Source organism: Allobosea sp. 05T438, from assembly GCF_056396025.1.
The window spans coordinates 332878-352439 of record NZ_JBFTKQ010000005.1; the positions used below are offsets into that span (position 1 = coordinate 332878).

Annotated in this window: 20 protein-coding genes and 2 pseudogenes; 5 read left to right on the plus strand and 17 right to left on the minus strand. The window is 66.1% G+C overall.

Annotated elements, in window-relative coordinates:
- Positions 1-34: 34 nt before the first annotated feature.
- From AC1DIN_RS14155 to AC1DIN_RS14165, 3 genes are all read right to left on the minus strand, one after another.
- Positions 35-1648 carry a M14 family metallopeptidase gene (locus AC1DIN_RS14155; RefSeq protein ID WP_476810254.1) on the minus strand — a complete coding sequence of 538 codons (1614 nt, stop codon included), beginning with the start codon at positions 1646-1648 and terminating at the stop codon, positions 35-37.
- A 102-nt stretch (positions 1649-1750) separates the two neighbouring features.
- On the minus strand, positions 1751-2737 hold the full coding sequence (gene dmeF, locus AC1DIN_RS14160) for a CDF family Co(II)/Ni(II) efflux transporter DmeF (protein WP_476810255.1): 987 nt from the start codon (positions 2735-2737) through the stop codon (positions 1751-1753).
- Positions 2738-2754: 17 nt separating this feature from the next.
- On the minus strand, positions 2755-3021 hold the full coding sequence (locus tag AC1DIN_RS14165; RefSeq protein ID WP_476810256.1) for a metal-sensing transcriptional repressor: 267 nt from the start codon (positions 3019-3021) through the stop codon (positions 2755-2757).
- Positions 3022-3227: 206 nt separating this feature from the next.
- Between AC1DIN_RS14165 and AC1DIN_RS14170 the strand changes: the two genes are divergently transcribed.
- A complete protein-coding gene (locus AC1DIN_RS14170; RefSeq protein ID WP_476810257.1) occupies positions 3228-4400 on the plus strand; it encodes an isovaleryl-CoA dehydrogenase in 1173 nt (390 codons plus the stop codon).
- A 134-nt stretch (positions 4401-4534) separates the two neighbouring features.
- Entirely contained in the window at positions 4535-5053 is a 519-nt protein-coding gene (locus tag AC1DIN_RS14175) for a gamma-glutamylcyclotransferase family protein (RefSeq protein WP_476810258.1), read from the plus strand.
- Between the two features lie 117 nt (positions 5054-5170).
- On the opposite strand, the gene AC1DIN_RS14180 is transcribed toward AC1DIN_RS14175, so the two are convergent.
- From AC1DIN_RS14180 to AC1DIN_RS14190, 3 genes are all read right to left on the minus strand, one after another.
- Positions 5171-6964, minus strand: coding sequence for an ABC transporter ATP-binding protein (locus tag AC1DIN_RS14180; RefSeq protein ID WP_476810259.1), 1794 nt, complete (start codon positions 6962-6964; stop codon positions 5171-5173).
- A 316-nt stretch (positions 6965-7280) separates the two neighbouring features.
- Positions 7281-7454 carry a hypothetical protein gene (locus tag AC1DIN_RS14185; protein WP_476810260.1) on the minus strand — a complete coding sequence of 58 codons (174 nt, stop codon included), beginning with the start codon at positions 7452-7454 and terminating at the stop codon, positions 7281-7283.
- Positions 7455-7464: 10 nt separating this feature from the next.
- Complete coding sequence (locus AC1DIN_RS14190; protein ID WP_476810261.1) at positions 7465-7878, minus strand: rhodanese-like domain-containing protein; 414 nt, start codon at positions 7876-7878, stop codon at positions 7465-7467.
- A gap of 133 nt (positions 7879-8011) precedes the next feature.
- On the opposite strand from AC1DIN_RS14190, the gene AC1DIN_RS14195 reads away from it, so the two are divergent.
- The gene (locus AC1DIN_RS14195; protein ID WP_441470715.1) at positions 8012-8704 is read left to right on the plus strand and encodes a DUF599 domain-containing protein; all 693 of its coding nucleotides are present in this window, start codon (positions 8012-8014) and stop codon (positions 8702-8704) included.
- Complete coding sequence (locus AC1DIN_RS14200) at positions 8701-8970, plus strand: DUF3253 domain-containing protein (protein WP_476810262.1); 270 nt, start codon at positions 8701-8703, stop codon at positions 8968-8970. Before AC1DIN_RS14195 ends, AC1DIN_RS14200 begins: the two co-directional genes overlap by 4 nt.
- 2 nt (positions 8971-8972) lie before the next feature.
- On the opposite strand, the gene AC1DIN_RS14205 is transcribed toward AC1DIN_RS14200, so the two are convergent.
- The 9 genes from AC1DIN_RS14205 to crcB form a co-directional block, all read right to left on the minus strand.
- Positions 8973-9761, minus strand: coding sequence for a YdcF family protein (locus AC1DIN_RS14205; protein WP_476810263.1), 789 nt, complete (start codon positions 9759-9761; stop codon positions 8973-8975).
- Between the two features lie 181 nt (positions 9762-9942).
- On the minus strand, positions 9943-10446 hold the full coding sequence (locus AC1DIN_RS14210; protein ID WP_441470718.1) for a lysozyme inhibitor LprI family protein: 504 nt from the start codon (positions 10444-10446) through the stop codon (positions 9943-9945).
- A gap of 51 nt (positions 10447-10497) precedes the next feature.
- Positions 10498-11118: a glutathione S-transferase family protein gene (locus AC1DIN_RS14215; RefSeq protein WP_476810264.1), complete on the minus strand. Its 621-nt coding sequence runs from the start codon at positions 11116-11118 to the stop codon at positions 10498-10500.
- Between the two features lie 165 nt (positions 11119-11283).
- The gene (locus AC1DIN_RS14220; RefSeq protein WP_476810265.1) at positions 11284-13284 is read right to left on the minus strand and encodes an acetyl-CoA carboxylase biotin carboxylase subunit; all 2001 of its coding nucleotides are present in this window, start codon (positions 13282-13284) and stop codon (positions 11284-11286) included.
- Positions 13285-13498: 214 nt separating this feature from the next.
- A complete protein-coding gene (locus AC1DIN_RS14225; RefSeq protein ID WP_441470721.1) occupies positions 13499-13855 on the minus strand; it encodes a hypothetical protein in 357 nt (118 codons plus the stop codon).
- A 513-nt stretch (positions 13856-14368) separates the two neighbouring features.
- Positions 14369-15046: an HAD-IA family hydrolase gene (locus tag AC1DIN_RS14230; protein WP_476810266.1), complete on the minus strand. Its 678-nt coding sequence runs from the start codon at positions 15044-15046 to the stop codon at positions 14369-14371.
- A gap of 88 nt (positions 15047-15134) precedes the next feature.
- Positions 15135-15638, minus strand: coding sequence for a hypothetical protein (locus tag AC1DIN_RS14235; RefSeq protein WP_476810267.1), 504 nt, complete (start codon positions 15636-15638; stop codon positions 15135-15137).
- A gap of 104 nt (positions 15639-15742) precedes the next feature.
- Complete coding sequence (locus AC1DIN_RS14240; protein ID WP_441470724.1) at positions 15743-16954, minus strand: RluA family pseudouridine synthase; 1212 nt, start codon at positions 16952-16954, stop codon at positions 15743-15745.
- Positions 16951-17334, minus strand: coding sequence for a fluoride efflux transporter CrcB (crcB, locus tag AC1DIN_RS14245; RefSeq protein ID WP_441470751.1), 384 nt, complete (start codon positions 17332-17334; stop codon positions 16951-16953). The genes AC1DIN_RS14240 and crcB overlap by 4 nt, the downstream gene beginning before the upstream one ends.
- A gap of 110 nt (positions 17335-17444) precedes the next feature.
- On the opposite strand from crcB, the gene AC1DIN_RS14250 reads away from it, so the two are divergent.
- The gene (locus AC1DIN_RS14250; RefSeq protein WP_476810268.1) at positions 17445-17813 is read left to right on the plus strand and encodes a hypothetical protein; all 369 of its coding nucleotides are present in this window, start codon (positions 17445-17447) and stop codon (positions 17811-17813) included.
- A 138-nt stretch (positions 17814-17951) separates the two neighbouring features.
- On the opposite strand, the pseudogene AC1DIN_RS14255 reads toward AC1DIN_RS14250, so the two are convergent.
- Together AC1DIN_RS14255 and AC1DIN_RS14260 are read right to left on the minus strand one after the other, a co-directional pair.
- A pseudogene (locus tag AC1DIN_RS14255) lies at positions 17952-18905 on the minus strand (replication-associated recombination protein A); the annotation flags it as partial.
- A 514-nt stretch (positions 18906-19419) separates the two neighbouring features.
- Positions 19420-19562, minus strand: a pseudogene (locus AC1DIN_RS14260) (IS3 family transposase); the annotation flags it as partial.

Sequence of the window (19562 nt, forward strand, 5' to 3'; positions counted from 1 at the left end):
CAGGTTGCTCCAACCTGATCGGCGCGGCTCTGGGTCATGGACCCGCGAGAGCTGCTGCCGGCCGCTCCGTGATGCGGATCACGTCAAGCACCCCACCTTCGACCACCGGCAGAACCCGGTTCGCCGCGAGCCCGGTCTGGCTCTCCGGTTCCAGCATCACCGACAGCAGCGCCGCCAGGGGCTGGTCGAGGCCGATATAGACGTCGCCGGGCTCGAGCTGAATCGAAGCCTGCTCGAGTGCGTAGCTGCCCTTCACGATCTGCCCGGCACCGGTGTCGTCACCGCGTCCATCCTCCTTGGCGCCGAGCTCGACCTTGACGACGCGGTAGCGCTCGCCCGCCACCGTTGCCGCCCTGGCGACGGCCTGCGTCGTAAGGCCGAGCCTGCGTAGCGCTTCGATCGCATCGCCGTCCTTCGCGGGCAGGACATAGCCGGCCGGCCGCGGACGCGTCAGCGTGGTTTCCATGTCGAGGGAGGAGAGCCATTTCACCTCGACCACCCGATCCTGCCCCGTTACCGGATCGATGAAGGTCAGCTTGCGCTGCTCCGGCCGCTGCCGCGCCGTGACGATGAAGGGCGTGCCGGGCCTGATCGCGACAACCTCGGCCTCCGCCCGGCGTGTCGCCGCCAGGATGTCTCCGGGCTGCCGGGCCGCAAGCGTCAGCATCGCCTCGGCAGCGACGACATGGGAATGGACCCGCCGCGCCAGATGTGCCCGGCCAAGCCCGACACCGCGCGTCTCCAGCAAAAGGCTCACCGCATTGCGCAATCCGGCAACGTTGCGCCCGGTATCGGCCCCGATGCTGCCCATCGCCACCGGCGAGGCCGGGTTGGCGCCATCGGTCGTGTGATACCAATCATAGGTGACGCCGGCCGCGTCGAAGGCGGTGCGGAGCGCCGGCAGCACGACCTCGTCCTGGATCTGCTTCAGCGCCGGCGCGAGGTTCGGCACCGTCGCGGCCTGGATCATCCCGTCGATCCGCACCAGCCCGCCGGTCTTCTCGACCCAGCGCCCGCCGACGGTGAACTCGTGACAGTCGAGGAGGATGTCCGGGCGATAACGCGTGAACAATGCGGCGATCGCCCGGATCTCGGGGGTGCGCAGCTGGGTGTGATCGCGGTTGGGATCGACTCCATCTGCCAGGGCGCGGCGAAAGCGGTCGGCTCCATCCGGATTGCCGCGCGGCACGATCACGACATCGACCGCATCGAGCAGCGGCGTGAGATCACCCGCGCCGAGCCGCTCGGCCAGCACCAACATCGCCTCGCCGCCGGCCGGCTCGTTGCCGTGCTGCTGGCCGATCAGCATCACCACCGGCCTCTGGCCCTTGCCGACCGTATCGACGCCATGGCGCGTGAACACCAGGGCGGGCATGTCGCGTCCCTCCTGGCTCTTGGCCACGATCGACAGCGTCATCAGCGGCGCGCGGGCAGCGAGCCCGGTCAGGAACGCCATCATCTCGCTTTGGCTGGTAAAGTCAGCCTTGCCGGGCGCGAAGGCCGGGGTGGTGTAGATGACAGGCGGATCGGGATTGCGCTCCGCCGCGGCCGCACTCTCGCGATAGGCGGATTCGGGCTTGAACTGGGCCTGGGCCATGCCGCCCAGCGCGACGATCACACAAGCCGCGAGGATGTTCCGACCGCTCATGGCGCCCTCCCGGCCCGGTGCATCGGCGGCCATCCTAGACGTCGAGCCGCGCGCGCCGCAATGTCCGCGGGAGGCCCCGCAGAGATACGAAGACGGGTGCCTTCACGCCGCGGCAGGATGCGTGTTCACCTCGACCGTGACATGCGAGAGCGTGGGCAGATCGGCGAGCAGCGCCTTGTAGGCTGCGGGGGGCTTGGGTTGGCCGGTGACGATCGAGACGATCGCGCTGCGATGCCCCGGCCCGACCTGCCAGAGATGCAGGTCGGCGATCTCGGCTCCCTCGGCGGCGAGCCTCTCGCCAATGCGCTTTGCCAGCGCCTCGTCGGGCACCGTATCGAGCAGCACGGCGCCGGAAGCGCGCAGCAGCCCGATCGACCAATGCGCGATGACGCAGGCGCCGACGATGCCTATCACCGGATCGAGCCAGACCCAGCCATAGAAGCGGCCGCCGAGCAGCGCCGCGATCGCCAGGATCGAGGTGAAGGCATCCGCGAGCACATGCATGTAGGCGGCGCGCAGATTGGTATCCGCGCCATGACCGCCACGGGCGTGGTGATGGCCATGATGGTGATGATCATGATCATGGCCGTGATGCCCACTGCCGCCATGACTGTGACCATGATCATGGTCATGCCCGTCGCTCAGCAGCCAGGCGCTCACGAGATTGACCAGAAGACCCAGCACGGCAACCACCGTCGCCTGGGTAAAGTCGATCGCGATCGGCGAGTAGAGCCGCAGCGCCGACTCCCAGGCTACGGCAAGTGCGATGAACATCAGCAGCAAAGCGCTGGCGAAGGCGGCGAGATCCCCGAGCTTGCCCGTTCCGAAGCTGAAGCGGCGGTCACGCGAATGCTGCCGCGCGAAGCGATAGGCGAAGGCCGCGATGCCGAGCGCCGCCGCATGGGTCGACATGTGCCAGCCATCGGCCACCAGCGCCATCGAGCCGAAGACCGTGCCGGCCACGATCTCGACGACCATGGTGACGGCCGTCAGGCCGACGACAAGCCAGGTCCGCCGTTCGTGGCGATCATGCGCACTGCCGAGGAAGACATGCTCGTGCTGGGCGGGAAAGCTGTTGGCATCCGACATCGGTTCGTTCCGCTGCGTCAGAGATATTTGGTGAGGGCCTTGAGCTCGTCGAGCGACTTGCGCGCCTCGGGTGTCGAGACCTGGGCGTGGTCGAACAGGTGATTCTCGATATGGTCGAAGATCAGCAGCGACTTGACCTTCTCCAGCGCCTTCTCGACCGCCTGGAGCTGCTGCACTACCTCGGGGACGGCCCTGCCCGTCTCGACCATCCCGACAACGGTGCCCAGATGGCCCTGCGCGCGGCGCAGGCGGTTGATGATGTCGGGATCCATCGCGTGGCTCATGCCTATATCCTATCCCCCTGGATAGGATATGCAACACCGAACCTCCGAGGCGGATCGGTGTATTGCCGGTGCCGGCCGCGAGGCCCGGCTACGGCATCGACGCCAAACTGCGCCGGGCGCGCCTGCGCACTGACGCGCCGCCGCCGACGCGGCTATAACGAGCGCAAGGGAGCCCCGCTCCCACCGATCTTCCGGGAGGTTCCGCCATGCTTGCCAACGCGCCGCGCCCGTTCAATTTCGACCTCGGCGAGACCGCCGACGCCATCCGCGACACCGTCCACGCCTTCGCGCAGGAGAAGATCGCCGCGCGGGCCGAGGAGATCGACCGCACCAACCAGTTCCCGCGCGATCTCTGGCCGCAGATGGGGGCTCTCGGCCTGCACGGCATCACGGTCGAGGAAGATTATGGCGGCTCAGGCCTCGGCTATCTCGAGCATTGCGTCGCGGTCGAGGAAGTCAGCCGCGCCTCGGCCTCGGTCGGCCTTTCCTACGGCGCCCACTCGAACCTCTGCGTCAACCAGATCCGCCGCAACGGCAACGAGGCGCAGAAGCGCAAATACCTGCCCAAGCTGATCTCCGGCGAGCATGTCGGCGCGCTCGCCATGTCCGAGCCCGGCTCGGGCTCCGACGTCGTCTCGATGCGCACCCGCGCCGAGAAGAAGGGCGACCGCTACGTCCTCAACGGCAACAAGATGTGGATCACCAACGGCCCGATCGCCGAGACGCTGGTGGTCTACGCCAAGACCGATCCGGAGGCCGGCTCGCGCGGCATCACCGCCTTCCTGATCGAGAAGGGCTTGAAAGGCTTTTCGACGCACCAGAAGCTCGACAAGCTGGGCATGCGCGGCTCCGACACCTGCGAGCTCGTCTTCCAGGATTGCGAGGTGCCGGAGGAGAACGTGCTCGGCCAGGTCGGCCGCGGCGTCAACGTGCTGATGAGCGGGCTCGACTACGAGCGCGTGGTGCTGGCGGCCGGCCCGCTCGGCATCATGCAGGCGGCGCTCGACGTGGTCATGCCCTATGTCCACGAGCGCAAGCAATTCGGCCAGTCGATCGGCGAATTCCAGCTCGTCCAGGGCAAGGTCGCCGACATGTATGTCGCGATGAATTCCTGCCGCGCCTATGTCTATTCGGTCGCCAAGGCCTGCGACCGCGGCGAGACGACCCGCGAGGACGCTGCCGGCGCCATCCTGATCGCGGCCGAGAGGGCGACGCAGGTCGCGCTCGACGCGATCCAGTTGCTCGGCGGCAACGGCTATATCAACGACTACCCGACCGGCCGCCTGCTGCGCGACGCCAAGCTCTACGAAATCGGCGCCGGCACCAGCGAGATCCGCCGCATGCTGATCGGCCGGGAGCTGTTCAACAAGACGAAGTAAGGATCAAAGGTGCCGGCATGCTCGGGCTTGACCCGAGCATCTCAGGACGAGATGCCTCAACAGACAGGGCGGCAACGCGTCCCGAGATTCTCGGGTCTGCGCTGCGCGCCGCCCGAGAATGACGCGAGGCCCCAATGCCCCTCTATTTCGCCTACGGCCTCAACATGGACCCGGCCGGGATGGCACAGCGCTGCCCGAACTCGCGCGCGCTCGGCCCCGCTCGCCTGCCGCGCCATCGCTTCATCATCACCCGCGACGGCTATGCCTCGGCGATCCGCGATCCGCGCGACGAAGTGCACGGCGTACTCTGGGATTGCTCGCTCGGCGACACGCGCGCACTCGACAAGTTCGAGGACATCGCCAGCGGCCTGTATGTGAAGATCAGCCAGCCGGTGATCGTGCCGGGCGGCGCCAAGCGCGCACTGATCTATATCGGCCGCTCAGCCGATCCGGGAAAGCCGAAGCCCGGCTACATGGAGACGGTCATCGCTGGAGCAAAACAGTTCGGCCTGCCAGAGACTTACATCGCCAACCTGAATCGTTTTCTGACCAAACCGACTCTCGATCTGAAGCCGTTGAATCAGGATATGAACGCGCCGCTGCCGCCCGGTCCCGTGAAAGGCGTCAGGCCGAGGGCACTGGCGCCGAAGTGACGGCCGAAACGCCGTCATGCTCGGGCTTGACCCGAGCATCTCGCAACGACAAAGCGGCTGGTGTGGCACGAGATTCCCGGGTCCGCGCCGAGCGCGGCCCGAGAATGACGTCTTGTGTTACACCGCCAGCCCCTTCGCCAACTCGCTGACCTGCTTCTCGAACAGCGCGCGATAGGCGCCGTCCTCGCGGGTCAGAAGGTCCTCGTGCGGCCCCTCCTCGACCACCCGGCCGCGATCGAAGACCAGGATGCGGTCCATGGCCCTGACCGTCGAGAGCCGGTGGGCGATCACGATCGTGGTACGGCCTTCCATCAGGCGCTCGATCGCCTGCTGGATCAGCGCCTCCGATTCCGAATCGAGGCTCGAGGTTGCCTCGTCCAGGATCAGGATCGGCGCATCGGCCAGGAAGGCGCGGGCAAGCGCGACACGCTGGCGCTCGCCGCCCGAGAGCTTGATGCCGCGCTCGCCGACGAGCGTGGCGTAGCCCTTGGGCAGGCGCATGATAAACTCATGCGCGTTGGCGAGCCGTGCCGCCTGCTCGATCTGCGCCTGGCTGGCGCCGGGCCGGCCGTAGGCGATGTTCTCGGCCAGCGAGCGGTGGAACAGCACCGGTTCCTGCTGCACGATCGCGATCTGCCGGCGCAGGCTGTCCTGCGTGACATCGGCGATGTCCTGCCCGTCGATCGCGATGCCGCCTGATGTCACGTCGTAGAGCCGCTGCACCAGCTTGACGAAGGTCGTCTTGCCGGAGCCGGAGCGGCCGACGAGACCGACCTTCTCGCCGCCGCGGATGGTCAGCGAGAAGTCGCGATAAAGCGGATCGTGATGGCCGCCATAGTGGAAGGTCACGTTCTCGAAGGCGATCTCGCCCGCCGTCACGCCCATCTCCACAGCGCCCTTCCGGTCCGGCACGCCATAGGGAAGATCGTGCATCCAGACGAGTTCCTCCATGTCGTTGACCGAGCGCTGCAGATTGTGGACGTGCTGCCCGACATCGCGCAGATAGCCATGCACCACCGCATAGGCCGTCAGCACGAAGGCGACATCGCCCGCACTCGCCTGCCCGTTCATCCAGAGCCAGATCACGAGGCCGATCACCGCGGCCCGCAGGAACAGCAGCACGACGAGCTGACCGGTGCCCGACCAGGTGCCGCGCACCCAGGCGCGCTCCGTCCTGAGGCTCCATTTCGCCATCACGGTCGCGAGGCGCAGATCCTCGCGCGCTTCCGCGCCATAGGCCTTCACCACCGGGTTGCAGGTGATGGCGTCGGCCAGCGCGCCGCCGAGGCGGGTGTCCCAGGCATTGCCCAGCCGCGCCGCCGGCGCCACGAAGCGCAGCGAGAGCGCAAGCGTCAGCCCGATATAGGCCAACGCGCCAAGCGCAACGACGAGCCCCATCACCGGCCAGTGCCAGGCCAGCAGCGCGGTCATGCCGAGCAGGATGACGAGCGAGGGCAGGAGCGCGATCAGGATCGTGTCGCTGAGCAGGTCTAGCGCCCACATACCGCGGGTGATCTTGCGCACAGTCGAGCCGGCAAAGTTGTTGGCATGCCAGTCGGTCGAGAAGCGCTGCAGGCGCGCGAACGCCTCCTGCGCCACGTCGCGCATCGTGCGCAGCGTCATGGTGGTGATGCCGATATAGGCGAAATGCCGCCCGAACACGGTGATCGCGGCGAGCACCATCATCGCGCCGAGCGCCCACAGCGCCGCATCCACGGCGTCGACACCGCTCGCCACCGCATCGACGAGGCGGCCGGCATAGACCGGCGTGAACAGCTCGGCCAGCGTAGCGACAATGGTGACTCCCGCAACCCAGGTGACCTGCCGGGGCTGGCGCGCCCAATGGCGGAAAGTGAAGCCGAGAACGGCCCGGAACGGCTCCCGCCGCCCGGTTTGAGTATCAAGAGACATAGCGTCATTCGGCACCGAAACGGCACCGACTCCGGATCAGGCAGAGACGACGACGCGCGCCGGCCCCGGCAATGAATGAAAACGGTCTGGAAGAGGCTCAGGAGACCGCCGGTTGGCGGGCCTCGTGCGAAACCGACCTAGTGTCGAGGTGGTCGCAAGGGAGTGACAGCGGTGGTGACGATTACCATTCAGCCCTCCCTTTCTTGAGTTGGAGCCAGACCCCCAAGATGCCTGATTTGTAGGCACGGCGCAAGCCGCTCGCCCATGCGCCGGCCGCACAGGACACTTTCGCCCATTTCAAATCGGGCGACGGCGGTCACCAGAACAGCGCGAGGAGCCGGGCTGTGATCACCAGAAGAAAAGCGGCGATAATCGTCGCCAGCACCTGCTGGCGCTTGGCGCGATTCGGGAATTGTCGCGCGAGCAGCTTTCCAAGCGGCTTGCGGAAGATGAAAGCCGCAACCAGCAGAACGATGACGATATGGGACAAGGCTCGAGACTCAGCCCTTCCGCTCGGCGGCAGAGGTCTCGACCGGCGCACCCGCCTTCTTCCAGGCAGTGAAACCGCCGGCGACATGGGCGACCGGCTTCAGCCCCATCTCCTGCGCCGTCTTTGCCGCCAGCGCCGAACGCCAGCCGCCACCGCAGAAGAAGACGAAGCGCTTGTCCTCCTGAAAGACCGGCTTGGCATACGGGCTTTCCGGGTCGATCCAGAACTCGAGCATGCCGCGCGGGCAATGGAAGGCACCGGGCATGCGCCCTTCCCGCTCCAGCTCGCGTGGATCGCGCAGATCAACGAAAACCACGTCGTCGCGGCCGTGGAGCGCCTGCGCCGCCTCGATCGACAGCGTCTCGACCTTGCTCTCCGCTTCTGCGACCAGGGCCTTGTAGCCCTTCGTAATGGTCTGCGGCATCGCTGCGCCCTCCCGATTCCGCGCGCACCGTGGCGGCTTGCCGCCGCAGCGTCAATGCCGTGCCGCTTGTCGGCTGCGCGGCCTCGGCACAAGCTGCTTGCCTGGTCGGCGGGTGAAGTGGCAGAGCGACAGCATGCTCGGTTTCAGCAATCTGGACGTCATCGCCCTGGTGTTCTTCGCCGCCTCCTGGGTGGGCTACCACTATGCCGTCGAACTCGGCCCGCACGCAGCCAAGACGCTGAACATGCGGATGAACCTGCGCCGCGCCCGCTGGATCAACGAATCGATGGGGCGCGACAACCGCATTGTCGACACCCAGGTGATGAACGGCCTGCAGAACGGCACGGCCTTCTTCGCCTCGACCTCGCTGATCGCGATCGGCGGCACGCTCGCCCTGCTGCAGTCGACAGACCGTGTCGTCGCGATCTTTTCCGATCTGCCCTTCGTGCCGGTGACGCAGCGCGCGGTCTGGGAAATGAAGGTGATCGGGCTTGCGGGCGTCTTCGGCTACGCCTTCTTCAAATTCGCCTGGGCCTACCGGCTGTTCAACTACTGCGTCATCCTGCTCGGCGCCCTGCCGCCAAAGGACGAGCCCAACAAGATCGCGAAGGCTCATGCCGTGCATGAGACGATCGAGATGAACATCGCCGCCGGCCGCCACTTCAACCGCGGTCAGCGCGCCTTCTTCTTCGCGCTCGCCTATCTCGGCTGGTTCCTTGGGCCGGTCACCTTCCTCGTTTTCACCGGCGCCGTATTGGTCGCGATGTATCGCCGCCAGTTCGCCTCCGACGCCGCCCGCGTCTTCAACTATCCGAGCCAGTCATGAGCATCGACCCCAAGGCAATCGAGACCGCGATCCTCTCACTGCTGGCGCAGCAGGGGGGCGGCCGGACGGTTTCCCCGATGGATGTCGCCCGCGCACTCGGCAGCGACCACCCGGACGATTGGGGGCCGCTGATGCAGCCGGTGCGCCGCGCGGCGGTGAAGCTGATGAAGGAAGGCCGGATTGTCATCACTCGCAAGGGCCGGCCGGTCGACCCCGACGATTTCCGCGGCGTCTACAGGCTCACCTTGCCCGCTGACGATGCCTGACCTCACGGCGCCGGAAAGAGCGCGTCGGTGTAGCCCGCCAGCCGATAGGCGATGAGTCCGACCCATTCCTTGAAGCCGTTGTCGGAAATCTCCAGAGCCCTGTGCGCTCGACTATAGGGCCGAATGAAATCATCCGGCTCACCTTTCGACCAATAGTCGACCGGAAAGGCCTCGACCGGAAAGTTCGCCTTCCGGAAAACGCCCATCGAACGCGGCATATGCCAGGCTGAGGTCACCAGAAGCCAGCGTTCGCCTGGTTTCGGATCGACGAGACGGCGGGTGAAGGATGCGTTTTCACGGGTATTGCGTGACTTGTCCTCGAGAATAAGCCGCTTTGGATCGAGCCCGAGCCCCTCGAACAGCAGCTTGGCCCCGTCGGCTTCGGTCGTTGTCTCTTCCGAGATCAGGTTGGCCGCGCCGCCGGTGAAAACCACCTTCGCCTCGGGATGAAGCCGCGCGAGCTCGACCGCTTTGGTCATGCGCKCCGCGGCAGAATTCAACACCAAATCGCCGCGCGCCACACCGACCGCACCACCGAGCACAACGATGCCGGTCACCGGCCCCTTGGCTGCATCCTGCTGCGGAAAGCGGTCCTCCAGCGGCCGGATGACCGCGCGCGACAATGGGCTGAAAGCCATCAGCCCAAGCGCAACCACCGACAGCAGCCCGAGCCAACGCGCCGGACGGGCAAAGCGCGTGAAGGCGAGCAGCGCTGAGAGGCCCGCAAGCAGGATGGCAAAATTGACCGGCGAGAAGACGAACCAGGCCAGCTTGGACAGGACGAAGAACATTGCTGGCTCGCGGCTTCAGACGGGTCACGAACAACCACCGTCCTCCACCGTATAGTCGCAGGCGGACGCGGCACTCCAGCGCTTTCGGATCGCCACCATCCGCCAGATGGTCACAAACGCGACAGGCGACCGGCCTGGTGCATGCGCCGATCAGGCTGTTGCAACCTGATCGGATCAGTCTCTAGCGAATGATCTGGGGCGGGGATTGCGGCTGGCGCCCCGCCTGCGGGAGTCCCTTGGCAAGCTCGATGGCGCGCTCGGCAACCTCGCGCAGCTCGCAACCGGCCTGCCGCCCGGCTTGCAGTTCCTCGCGCTGGCTGGCGCCATAGAGCGCGCATTTCTGCGAGACATAGCTTTCCCAGGTGAGTTGCACGGCAGCCAGACGGCTGCGCTGGCCCGCATCGAGCGAGCGGCCGGTCACCTGCAAAGCGAGCGTCAGACGCTCGCGCCACGCCGCCTCTTCGCGCCGCGCGCAGGCGGCTTCGGCTCCGCGTGGATTGCTGCTGGCCGCCCCGACACAGGCGATGGCCACAGTGCCGACGCAGGCCGAAGGCGACGCGCCGTTATCGCGCAGGCAGCCTGCGAGGGACAACAGGTCGCCACGCAAGCTCGGCGAGCCCTGCGCCACGGCCGAAGTGGCCGCGCCGAGTGAACATAAAAGCAGAGCCGCGCGCAGACCGTTCATGCGGGGCATCATGACAGGGCTGCGGCCCGGATCAAGCACCGCGGCAGCGCCTCACGTGATCGGCAACGGCAGCGCCACCTGAGCCGCCGGGCGCGCAAAGAGCGCCTCGTACCAGCGGCGCACCGCTGGCCGCTCGACCCGGTCGACGGGCATGTTGAACCAGCGATGCGCGCCACAACCGACGGTGATATCGGCGACGCCGAAGCGCTCGCCCGACAGGAACGGCTTGTCCGCCAGTTGTGCCTCGAGGATCGTCATCAGCACCTCGGCCCGCTTCATGCCGTCGGCGATGGCCTTGGGATCGGTATAGCCCGGCACCTTGCGCACCACGCCCCAGAGCACCGGCGCCAGCGCCGGCTGCAGTTCGGACAGCATCCAGTCCATCCAGCGCTCAGCCTCCGCGCGCCGCACGACGTCCGCTTCCCAGATATCTGCAGCGCCATAGCGCGCCGCCAGATAGCGCACGATGCTGTTCGACTCCCACAGGCGGAACTCGCCATCCTCCAGGACCGGGATTTGCCTGTTGGGGTTCATCGCGCGATATTCCGGCGTGTCGAGCCCGCCGAAAGGCCCGCCAACATCGATGCGCTCGAAAGCCTCCCCGGTCTCGCCGGCCGCCCAGACGACCTTCTGGACATTGATCGAGCTCAACCGCCCCCAGATCTTCAGCACGACAGGCTCCTCAATAGCTTCACACAGCCCTCATCCTGAGGAGCGCTTCGCAGAACCGCGTCTCGAAGGATGCTCCAGATGGTTCCGGAGCCTCCTGAACGATCCTTCGAGACGCAGCCTTCGGCTGCTCCTCAGGATGAGGGCTCCGAATACCTTTTAAGGCGCTCAGGCGAATTCCATGATGACGGCGTCGACGGCGAGCGAATCGCCTTCCTTCGCCAGGATCTTGGCGATGGTGACGTCCTTCTCGGCGCGCAGCACGTTTTCCATCTTCATCGCCTCGACCATGGCGAGTGGCTCGCCCGCCTTGACCTCCTGCCCCACAGTGACCGAGATCGCCTTCACCAGGCCCGGCATCGGGCAGAGCAGGAACTTGCCGGTATCGGCCGCAACCTTCTCCGGCATCAGCGCGGCGAGCTCGGCCTCGCGCTGCGTGTAGACATGGGCGTTGGCATAGGCGCCGGCATGGCCGAGCGCGACGCCGTTCAGGATCGGCCGGACCTGCGCCGCGACCTTCACCCCGTCGAGTGTGCCGTGCCAGACCGGCTCGCCCGGCACCCAGTCGCTGACGACGCTGACGCTGCGACCCGGGAAGCCGATGACGACCGCCCCGCCCTGCTCCGTCACCTCGCCCTCGAAATGCTCTGCCCCGAGCTGGACGATGCGCTGCCGATCGAAGGCGACCTTGCGCCAGCCTTCCATCTGCGCCGAGACATGGCGCTTGCGCTGGTTGAGCTTGTGGTCGCAGGCGATGGCGATCGCCGCCATGCGCTGCGCCGTCTCACCCTGCGGCTCGGGCAGCGAGAAGCCCTCGGGAAACTCCTCGGCGATGAAGCCGGTCGAGAGATTGCCGGAAATCCAGCGGGGATGCTGCATCACCGCCGCGACGAAAGGGATGTTGTGGCGGATGCCGTCGATGGCGAAGGCATCCAGCGCGCGCGCCTGCGCCTTGATCGCGGCCTCGCGCGTCGGCGCATGCGTGACCAGTTTGGCGATCATCGGGTCGTAATAGATCGAGATCTCGCCGCCTTCGAAGACGCCGGTGTCGTTGCGCACGGTCGCCTCGCCATCCGGCCCCTCCGCGGGTGGCCGGTAGGTGACGAGCCGCCCCGTCGAAGGCAGGAAGTTGCGGGTCGGATCCTCGGCATAGACGCGGCTCTCGACCGCCCAGCCATCGAGCTTCACATCCGCCTGCGAGATCGCGAGCGTCTCCCCGAAGGCGACGCGGATCATCTGCTCGACCAGATCGATGCCGGTGATCATCTCCGTCACCGGATGCTCGACCTGGAGCCGGGTGTTCATCTCGAGGAAGTAGAACGACTTGTCCTGGCCGGCGACGAACTCGACCGTGCCGGCCGAATCGTAATTCACCGCTTTGGCGAGCGCGACCGCCTGCTCGCCCATCTTCTTACGGGTGGCCTCGTCGAGCAGCGGAGACGGCGCCTCCTCCAGCACCTTCTGGTTGCGGCGCTGGATCGAGCATTCGCGCTCGCCGAGATAGATGACGTTGCCGTGCTTGTCGCCCAGCACCTGGATTTCGATATGACGGGGGTCGACGATGAATTTTTCGACGAAGACGCGATCGTCGCCGAAGGAAGACGCCGCCTCCGATTTGGCCCGCGCGAAGCCCTCAGCCACCTCGCCAGCCGAATGGGCGATGCGCATGCCCTTGCCGCCGCCGCCAGCCGAAGCCTTGATCATCACGGGATAGCCGATCTCGTCCGCGATCGTCACGGCGTGCTCGGGGCTCTCGATGATGCCGAGGAAACCCGGAACCGTGGAAACCTTGGCGGCAGCCGCCGCCTTCTTCGATTCGATCTTGTCGCCCATCGCGGCGATGGCGCCGGGGTTGGGACCGATGAAGACGATGCCGTTACCCTTCAGCGCCTGAGCGAAGGCCTCGCGCTCGGAGAGGAAGCCGTAGCCGGGATGCACGGCTTCTGCGCCGGTCTGCTTGCAGGCGTCGATGATCTTGTCGATCAGCAGATAGGACTGCGCCGCCGGCGCCGCGCCGATATGCACGGCCTCGTCCGCCATCTCGACATGCAGCGCGTCGCGATCCGCATCCGAATAGACGGCGACCGTCTTGATGCCCATGCGCCGGGCCGTCTTGATGACACGGCAGGCGATCTCGCCGCGGTTCGCGATCAGGATCTTCGAGAACATGCGCGGCATCCCCCGGCTTCAGACCAAACTGCAATAGCCGGGGTGTATGGGACGCCGCAACCGCCGTCCACCGATGCGAAAGTCGGCAATCGCATCGGACCGACCGGCGGAAGCGCCTTTTCGGCCCGATGCTTTGACAAACAAATAGCTCACCGCGCGTCTGGAAGGGCGCGCGGTGAGCTATAGGCCAGGCCGTTGTGCGCGGATGCGCAGGTCAGTTCGCGAGCAAAGCCCGAGTCGTGCTGCCAGCCGCGACCCGTGCGACCGCCTTCGCAGCGCCCTTGGCGAAGGCGAAGGCAAGCAGCCCCTCGTCGCAGTGCTCGGCTTCGCGAGCGATCTCGAAGGCGATGCGCTGGGCCGTCACGGTCGGCCCTTCGCCGGCAGAAAGGGTCGTTACCAGCCAATGCGCCTTGTCGCGATCGATCACGCCGGTCGGGCGGTTCTCCCAGACGGCGAAGTCGACGACCAGCGCCACGAGGTAATCTGCATAAGCCTTGCAGCTTTGCACCACGGCCCGGTCGAGGGCCACCAGCACATCGATGATGTCGCGTGTCATGACGATGTCGTTCAAGATGTTCCTCTGAAGCATCTTGACGTCTTCATCATCGATAGCGCGACGATCCATCACACGATCGACGAATTCACGAAGCTCATGATCCATCATGTTTGAACCCCTGTCCGGCGTTGTTGTGTGCCGGTATGTCCCTGCTGTAGGAACACCATGCGCCCGCCCCCCGCATCAGGTGGTTAACGCGCAAATCTGAACGGTTATTCAGGTTAAACAGAACTGAGTCGGTTTGGTTGCTAGGGTGTTACTGCCCGGCACGGAACCGCTCCGGACAGGCTGCGGCACCGGACACTTTTGCCCCCGGTTTCAAACGCGGAACCTCGATCCCACCGGCTTGATCGAGCGCGATCCGGCGCGGCTCCTCGCACCGAGGGCCGCCGCATGGTTCCTGATTCGGGCGGTACATCGTGATTTTTGTCGAGAAGCCGACTTGTCCGAAAAGCAGATTCCACTTTCCGGTCGAACGCTCGGGCACGCGTGATCCGATCCGGTTATTTCAACCTGATCGGCCCGGCTCTAGGCCATGGCGGTCTTCGGCAATCCCAGCGTTCCAGGCAGTTCCGGGAACGCGCGCAGCACATGCTTGGCGCCGAGCGCGACGAGGTTGTCGACCGGCTGGAAGCCCCAGGACACTGCGACGGGCACGACGCCCGCCGCCACCGCCATCTCGATATCGAAGGAGCTGTCTCCAACCATCGCAGTGCGCTCAGGCGCTGCGCCAGTCTCCGCCAGCGCACGCTGGATCATGCCGGGATGCGGTTTCGAAGGCGCGTCGTCTGCCGACTGCACGGTGTCGAACAGCCCCTCCCAGCCATGCCGGGCGACAATGAACTCGGCGCCCTTGCGCGACTTGCCGGTGGCGATGCCGAGCTTCAGCCCGTTGTGGCGCTTCAGTTCCGCCAGCGTCTCTGCCACACCTGGAAACAGCGGCTCATCCAGCGAAGGATCGCTCTGTGCCTGCAGGCGCATCGCGCCGAAGACCTGGCGATAGGTCTCGGTGAGCACATCGTCGGGCTGGTCGAGCCCGGCGAGGCGCGCCATCGCGATATCCAGCGTCAGCCCGACGATGCCGAGCCCCGCCTCGCGCCCCGGATGCACCCGGCCGCAGCGCCGGAACGCCTCGTACTGCGCCCCTAGGATGATCGCCTCGGAATTGATCAGCGTGCCGTCGAGATCGAAGATGATGAGATCCATGACGGCGCTTTAGCGCAACCGGGCGCCGCAAGCCATTGCAGCACCGTCATGGCATTGTCCCACCGGGCTATGCAGCCTCACTCCCGGCTCAGCCCCTTGCCTCCCGTGCGCAGGCATCCACGGCCTTGCGCAGATCGGCTCCGTCCAGCCCCTTGGCCCGGGCCTCCTTGCGGCACTCGGAACGCTGGGCGAGATCGGGCCGCTTGGCGTTGAAGCAGGCCGTCAGCGCAGCAACCCGCTCCGATCCCTGCAGATTGCGGCCATCGACCTCCTCCTTGCAGGCGACCCGTGCTGCAACTGCCGTGGGCTTGCCGTCGCGGGTGACGCCGTCCTGCGCGTAGAGCCGCACGCCCGGGAACTTGGCCTGCAGGCACAGGCGCATGGCGGCGCGCAAATCGTCCCCGGACAGCGCGACATTCTCGGAGAGACAGTCCTGCCGCGCTTTCGCACGCTCCGCCTGAGGGATCGATTGATCGGTGGCAGCCGCAGTTGTGACAGCCGGGGCCGCGGGTCTGGCTGGTGCAGCTGTCTGTGCTTGTGCGGCCCCCGCAAGGCCGAAAAGGAAGGCGGAAACAATCAAAACCGAACGCATGGTCAGCCCCTCCTATGACGAGAACATAATTAGAACAGAATGCGATTTGTTCCGCAACTGTTCTTCTTCATCTCATCAATCAGGGCGCTTCGTCGAACGATGCCCTATTCGTCCGGTGCTTCGACGATCGGGTCGTAGGGCGCATCATCGAAGCCGAGCAGGTTCCAGCTCTGGCGCATATGCGGCGGCAGCGGCGCGCTGACATCGATGGTGCCCTTGCCGCGCGGATGCGGCAGCACGATCCGCCGCGCCAGCAGGTGCAGCTTGTTCTGGATGCCGCCGGGCAGCTCCCAGTTCTGGATATTGAAGTATTTGGGATCACCGATGATCGGATGGCCGATATGGGCGGCATGCGCGCGCAGCTGGTGGGTGCGCCCGGTCACCGGCTTCAGCGAAAGCCAGCCGAGCTTCTGCGCGGCAGTCTCGACCACCGCGTAATAGGTCACGGCATGCATGGCTCCGTCCTCGCCATGCTTGGCCACTGCCATGCGCTGATCGCCGTCATAAGCCTCCTCGCGCGCGAGATAGGTCGAGATCCGGCCCTGGCGGACGCGCGGCACCCCGGCCACCAGCGCCCAATAGACCTTGCGCGCCGAACGCGAGCGGAAGGTCTTGGCGAGCGTCGCCGCCGCAAAGCGGGACTTGGCGATGACGAGGCAGCCGGCCGTGTCCTTGTCGAGGCGATGGACGAGGCGCGGCTTCTGCCCGTCCTTACCGGTCAGCGCATCGAGCATCTGGTCGACATGCCTGGTCGTGCCCGAGCCGCCCTGCACGGCCAAGCCCGCCGGCTTGTTGAGGACCATGACGTCGTCGTCCTCATAGAGGGTGATCGAGCGCAGGAAGCCGATGGTGTCGGCATCGGCCTTGGCCGAGCGCGGCCGTTCCGCCTGCTGCTCCAGCTTCAGCGGCGGGATGCGCACGGTCTGGCCTTCGCTGAGCCGGTCCTTGCTGTCCGCGCGCTTGCCGTCGACGCGCAGCTCGCCCTTCCGGACGATGCGCTGGATATGGCTGAAGGAGAGTTGCGGGAAGCGCGTCTCGAGGAAGCGGTCGATCCGCATCTCGTTTTCGTCCGGCGTCACCACGAGCTGCTGAACGCCGGTGGAGAGCACCTGCGCCGTCTCAGCCTTGACTTCGGCCCGCGTCGGCTTGGCGGCCGGACGCTGCGGACGTGGAGCGCGCTCCTCGCCCTCGGCCGGGCGCGCGGCGGCGCGGCGCCTGGCGTCATGGCTCGGCCTCTTGCCGCGCGGCGCCTCGGCCGCACGCGGCCTGCCGCCACGTCCGGGTCCATTGCCCGGCCCCTTGCCACCTGTCCTCATGACAGCCCCCGCATCACCGCAAGCCCGCCGACCAGCGCCGCCAGCGACACCACCACGGAACCAAAAACATACACCATCGCCGCCATCGTCTCACCGCGGTCCCAAAGGAGCACCGCATCGAGCGAGAAGGCCGAGAAGGTCGTGAATCCACCGAGTACGCCGGTCGCCAGGAACAGCCGCAATCCATGGGGCGTCCCCTCGCCCGCCCGGAAGGCGAACCAGCCGACGACCACACCCATCAGGGCCGAACCGAGAATGTTGATCGCCATGGTCCCATAGGGAAAGTCCATGCCAAGCCAGCGCGGCGAGACAAGGTTGATGCCATGGCGCAGCACGCCGCCGATGCCGGCGCCCAAAAAGACGAGTGCGGTGGAAGTCATCCTTGTGAAATAGAGTGCGCCGCCGCCGCGCACAAACGAAATCCGCCGCAATTGACTGCGCTTCTGCGGACGCCTCGCCTCGATGCCGCGAGGCGGCAGAGGCGACGGCGATGAATGGACGGAATTCGACGGCGGCACAGGCGCACCGGTCGCTGCTTCGGGCAGTGGCGGCGCTCACCCTCTCCAGCATCGGCGGCACTTTCGCGGCGGCGCAGCAGGGCCCGGTTTCGGACTGGCCGACGGAAAAATGCAACCGCTACAGAAAGGCTTACGAGCAGGCCTTGAATCGCCAAGGCAAGCAGGGACTGGGTCCGGACTTCCTCGCCAGCCACGATGCGTTCCTCGCCTCGAACTGTCAGGCCCGCGCCGAGGTCTGCGCGCGTAGCAAGCAGGAACTCGAGCTCGCCAACAAGCTGGTGCTGATGGCGATGAACAGCGGCCTGTCCGGCACGTTCCTGCCGTTCTACTGCAGAGGATAGGCGTCAGGGCGCCGTCCCTCCGGACAAGCGGCGAAGCGGTGCCGATCGGGAATCGATCATAGAGCTCAGCGCCCTGCGATGGGTTCCGGGACTCCGCGGCGCTTCGCCCGGGATGACGCGGCTACTTGTCGGTGTGCCTCAGTCCTCGCCGCGCTCGTGGCGCAGCCGCTCCCAGTATTCCAGCCGCTTGCGGAGCTCGCGCTCAAAGCCGCGCTCGGGCGGATCGTAGAAGCGCTGGCGGCCGAGCGCGTCGGGCCAGTAATTCTGGCCCGAGAACGCATCGGGCTGGTCGTGGTCATAGGCGTAGTCGGCGCCGTAGCCCTCCTCGCGCATCAGCTTCGTCGGCGCGTTGAGGATGGTCTTGGGCGGCATCAACGATCCACGATCCTTCGCCATCCGCACCGCCATCTTGTAGGCCGTGTAGGCGGCGTTCGATTTCGGCGCCGTCGCCAAATAGATCACGCAATTGGCGAGGGCGAGTTCGCCCTCGGGCGTGCCGAGCTGCTCATAGGTCTCGGCCGCAGCCCGGGCATGGAGCAGCGCCTGCGGATCGGCGAGCCCGATATCCTCGACCGCCATGCGCACCAGCCGGCGCGCCAGGAAGCGCGGGTCTTCGCCGGCATCGAGCATGCGGGCGAAATAATAGAGCGCCGCATCGGGGTCGGAACCACGCACCGTCTTATGCAGGGCCGAGATCAGGTTGTAGTGGCCGTCCTGCGCCTTGTCGTAGATCGGCGCCCGACGCTGGATCACGTCGGAGAGGCCGTGCTCGTCCAGAATCTCGCCCGGCTTGGCCGCCCGCCAGATCTCCTCGGCCAGCGTCAGCACCGCGCGCCCGTCGCCGTCGGCGAAACGCGCGAGCGCCAGCCGTGCCTCCGGCGTCAGTGGCAGTTCCCTGCCTTCCAGCACCTCGGCCCGGCCGAGCAGGAAGAGCAGCGAGCCCTCATCCAGCGACTTGAAGGTCAGCACCCGCGCCCGCGACAGCAGCGCCGCATTGAGCGCGAAGGACGGGTTTTCGGTCGTCGCACCGATCAACGCGATCGCGCCGTCTTCCATGACCGGCAGGAAGGCGTCGAGCTGGGCGCGGTTGAAATCTTACCACTCAGTTACATACTCGAAAAGCGCTCGCCATTGGCATCGGTCTAGGCCAACCAGGGCACCGCATGAGAGGCCCGCTGCGATACCCGTATAATATTTCCGAGCTAGATTTAACTCTAACGACCCGAGCCGCTGAGCGCCACGCTAGTGCGGGCGGCGCAGCTGGTCAGGGTTGCGCAGCCGCCCGCACGGGGACAAGGCGGCACGGACATCGCACTGCTTCTTCGACCTCGAACATATCTCGTCGCGCTGCGACGCTCGCTTTCAACGCATAACGATGTAAGATGGCGACAGACCCGGAGGGCGCGTATGTGATGCGAAGCCTGAGCGGTCTTGTCCACACAACAATAATTGTCCGGGATCGAAAGCGAGCTGACCGCCTAACGGCCGTAATCCTGCTAGGCGACGATCCCTTTCAGCCGCTTCTGGACTACTTTCGAGAACAAAACTTCTCGCTGGCATCCGAAGAGGTTTACGCTCGAGCGGTTGGCCTGTTGATCGACTTCATCGTGGCGGCACCGACCGCGCCGATCCATTCCTGCACGGTCTTGGCGACAAATTCCGGCCCGTTATCTGAACGAACATGCTCCGGCACACCGCGCAGGATGAACAGGTCCGAGAGCACGTCGATGAGGTCGATCGCCTTCAGCC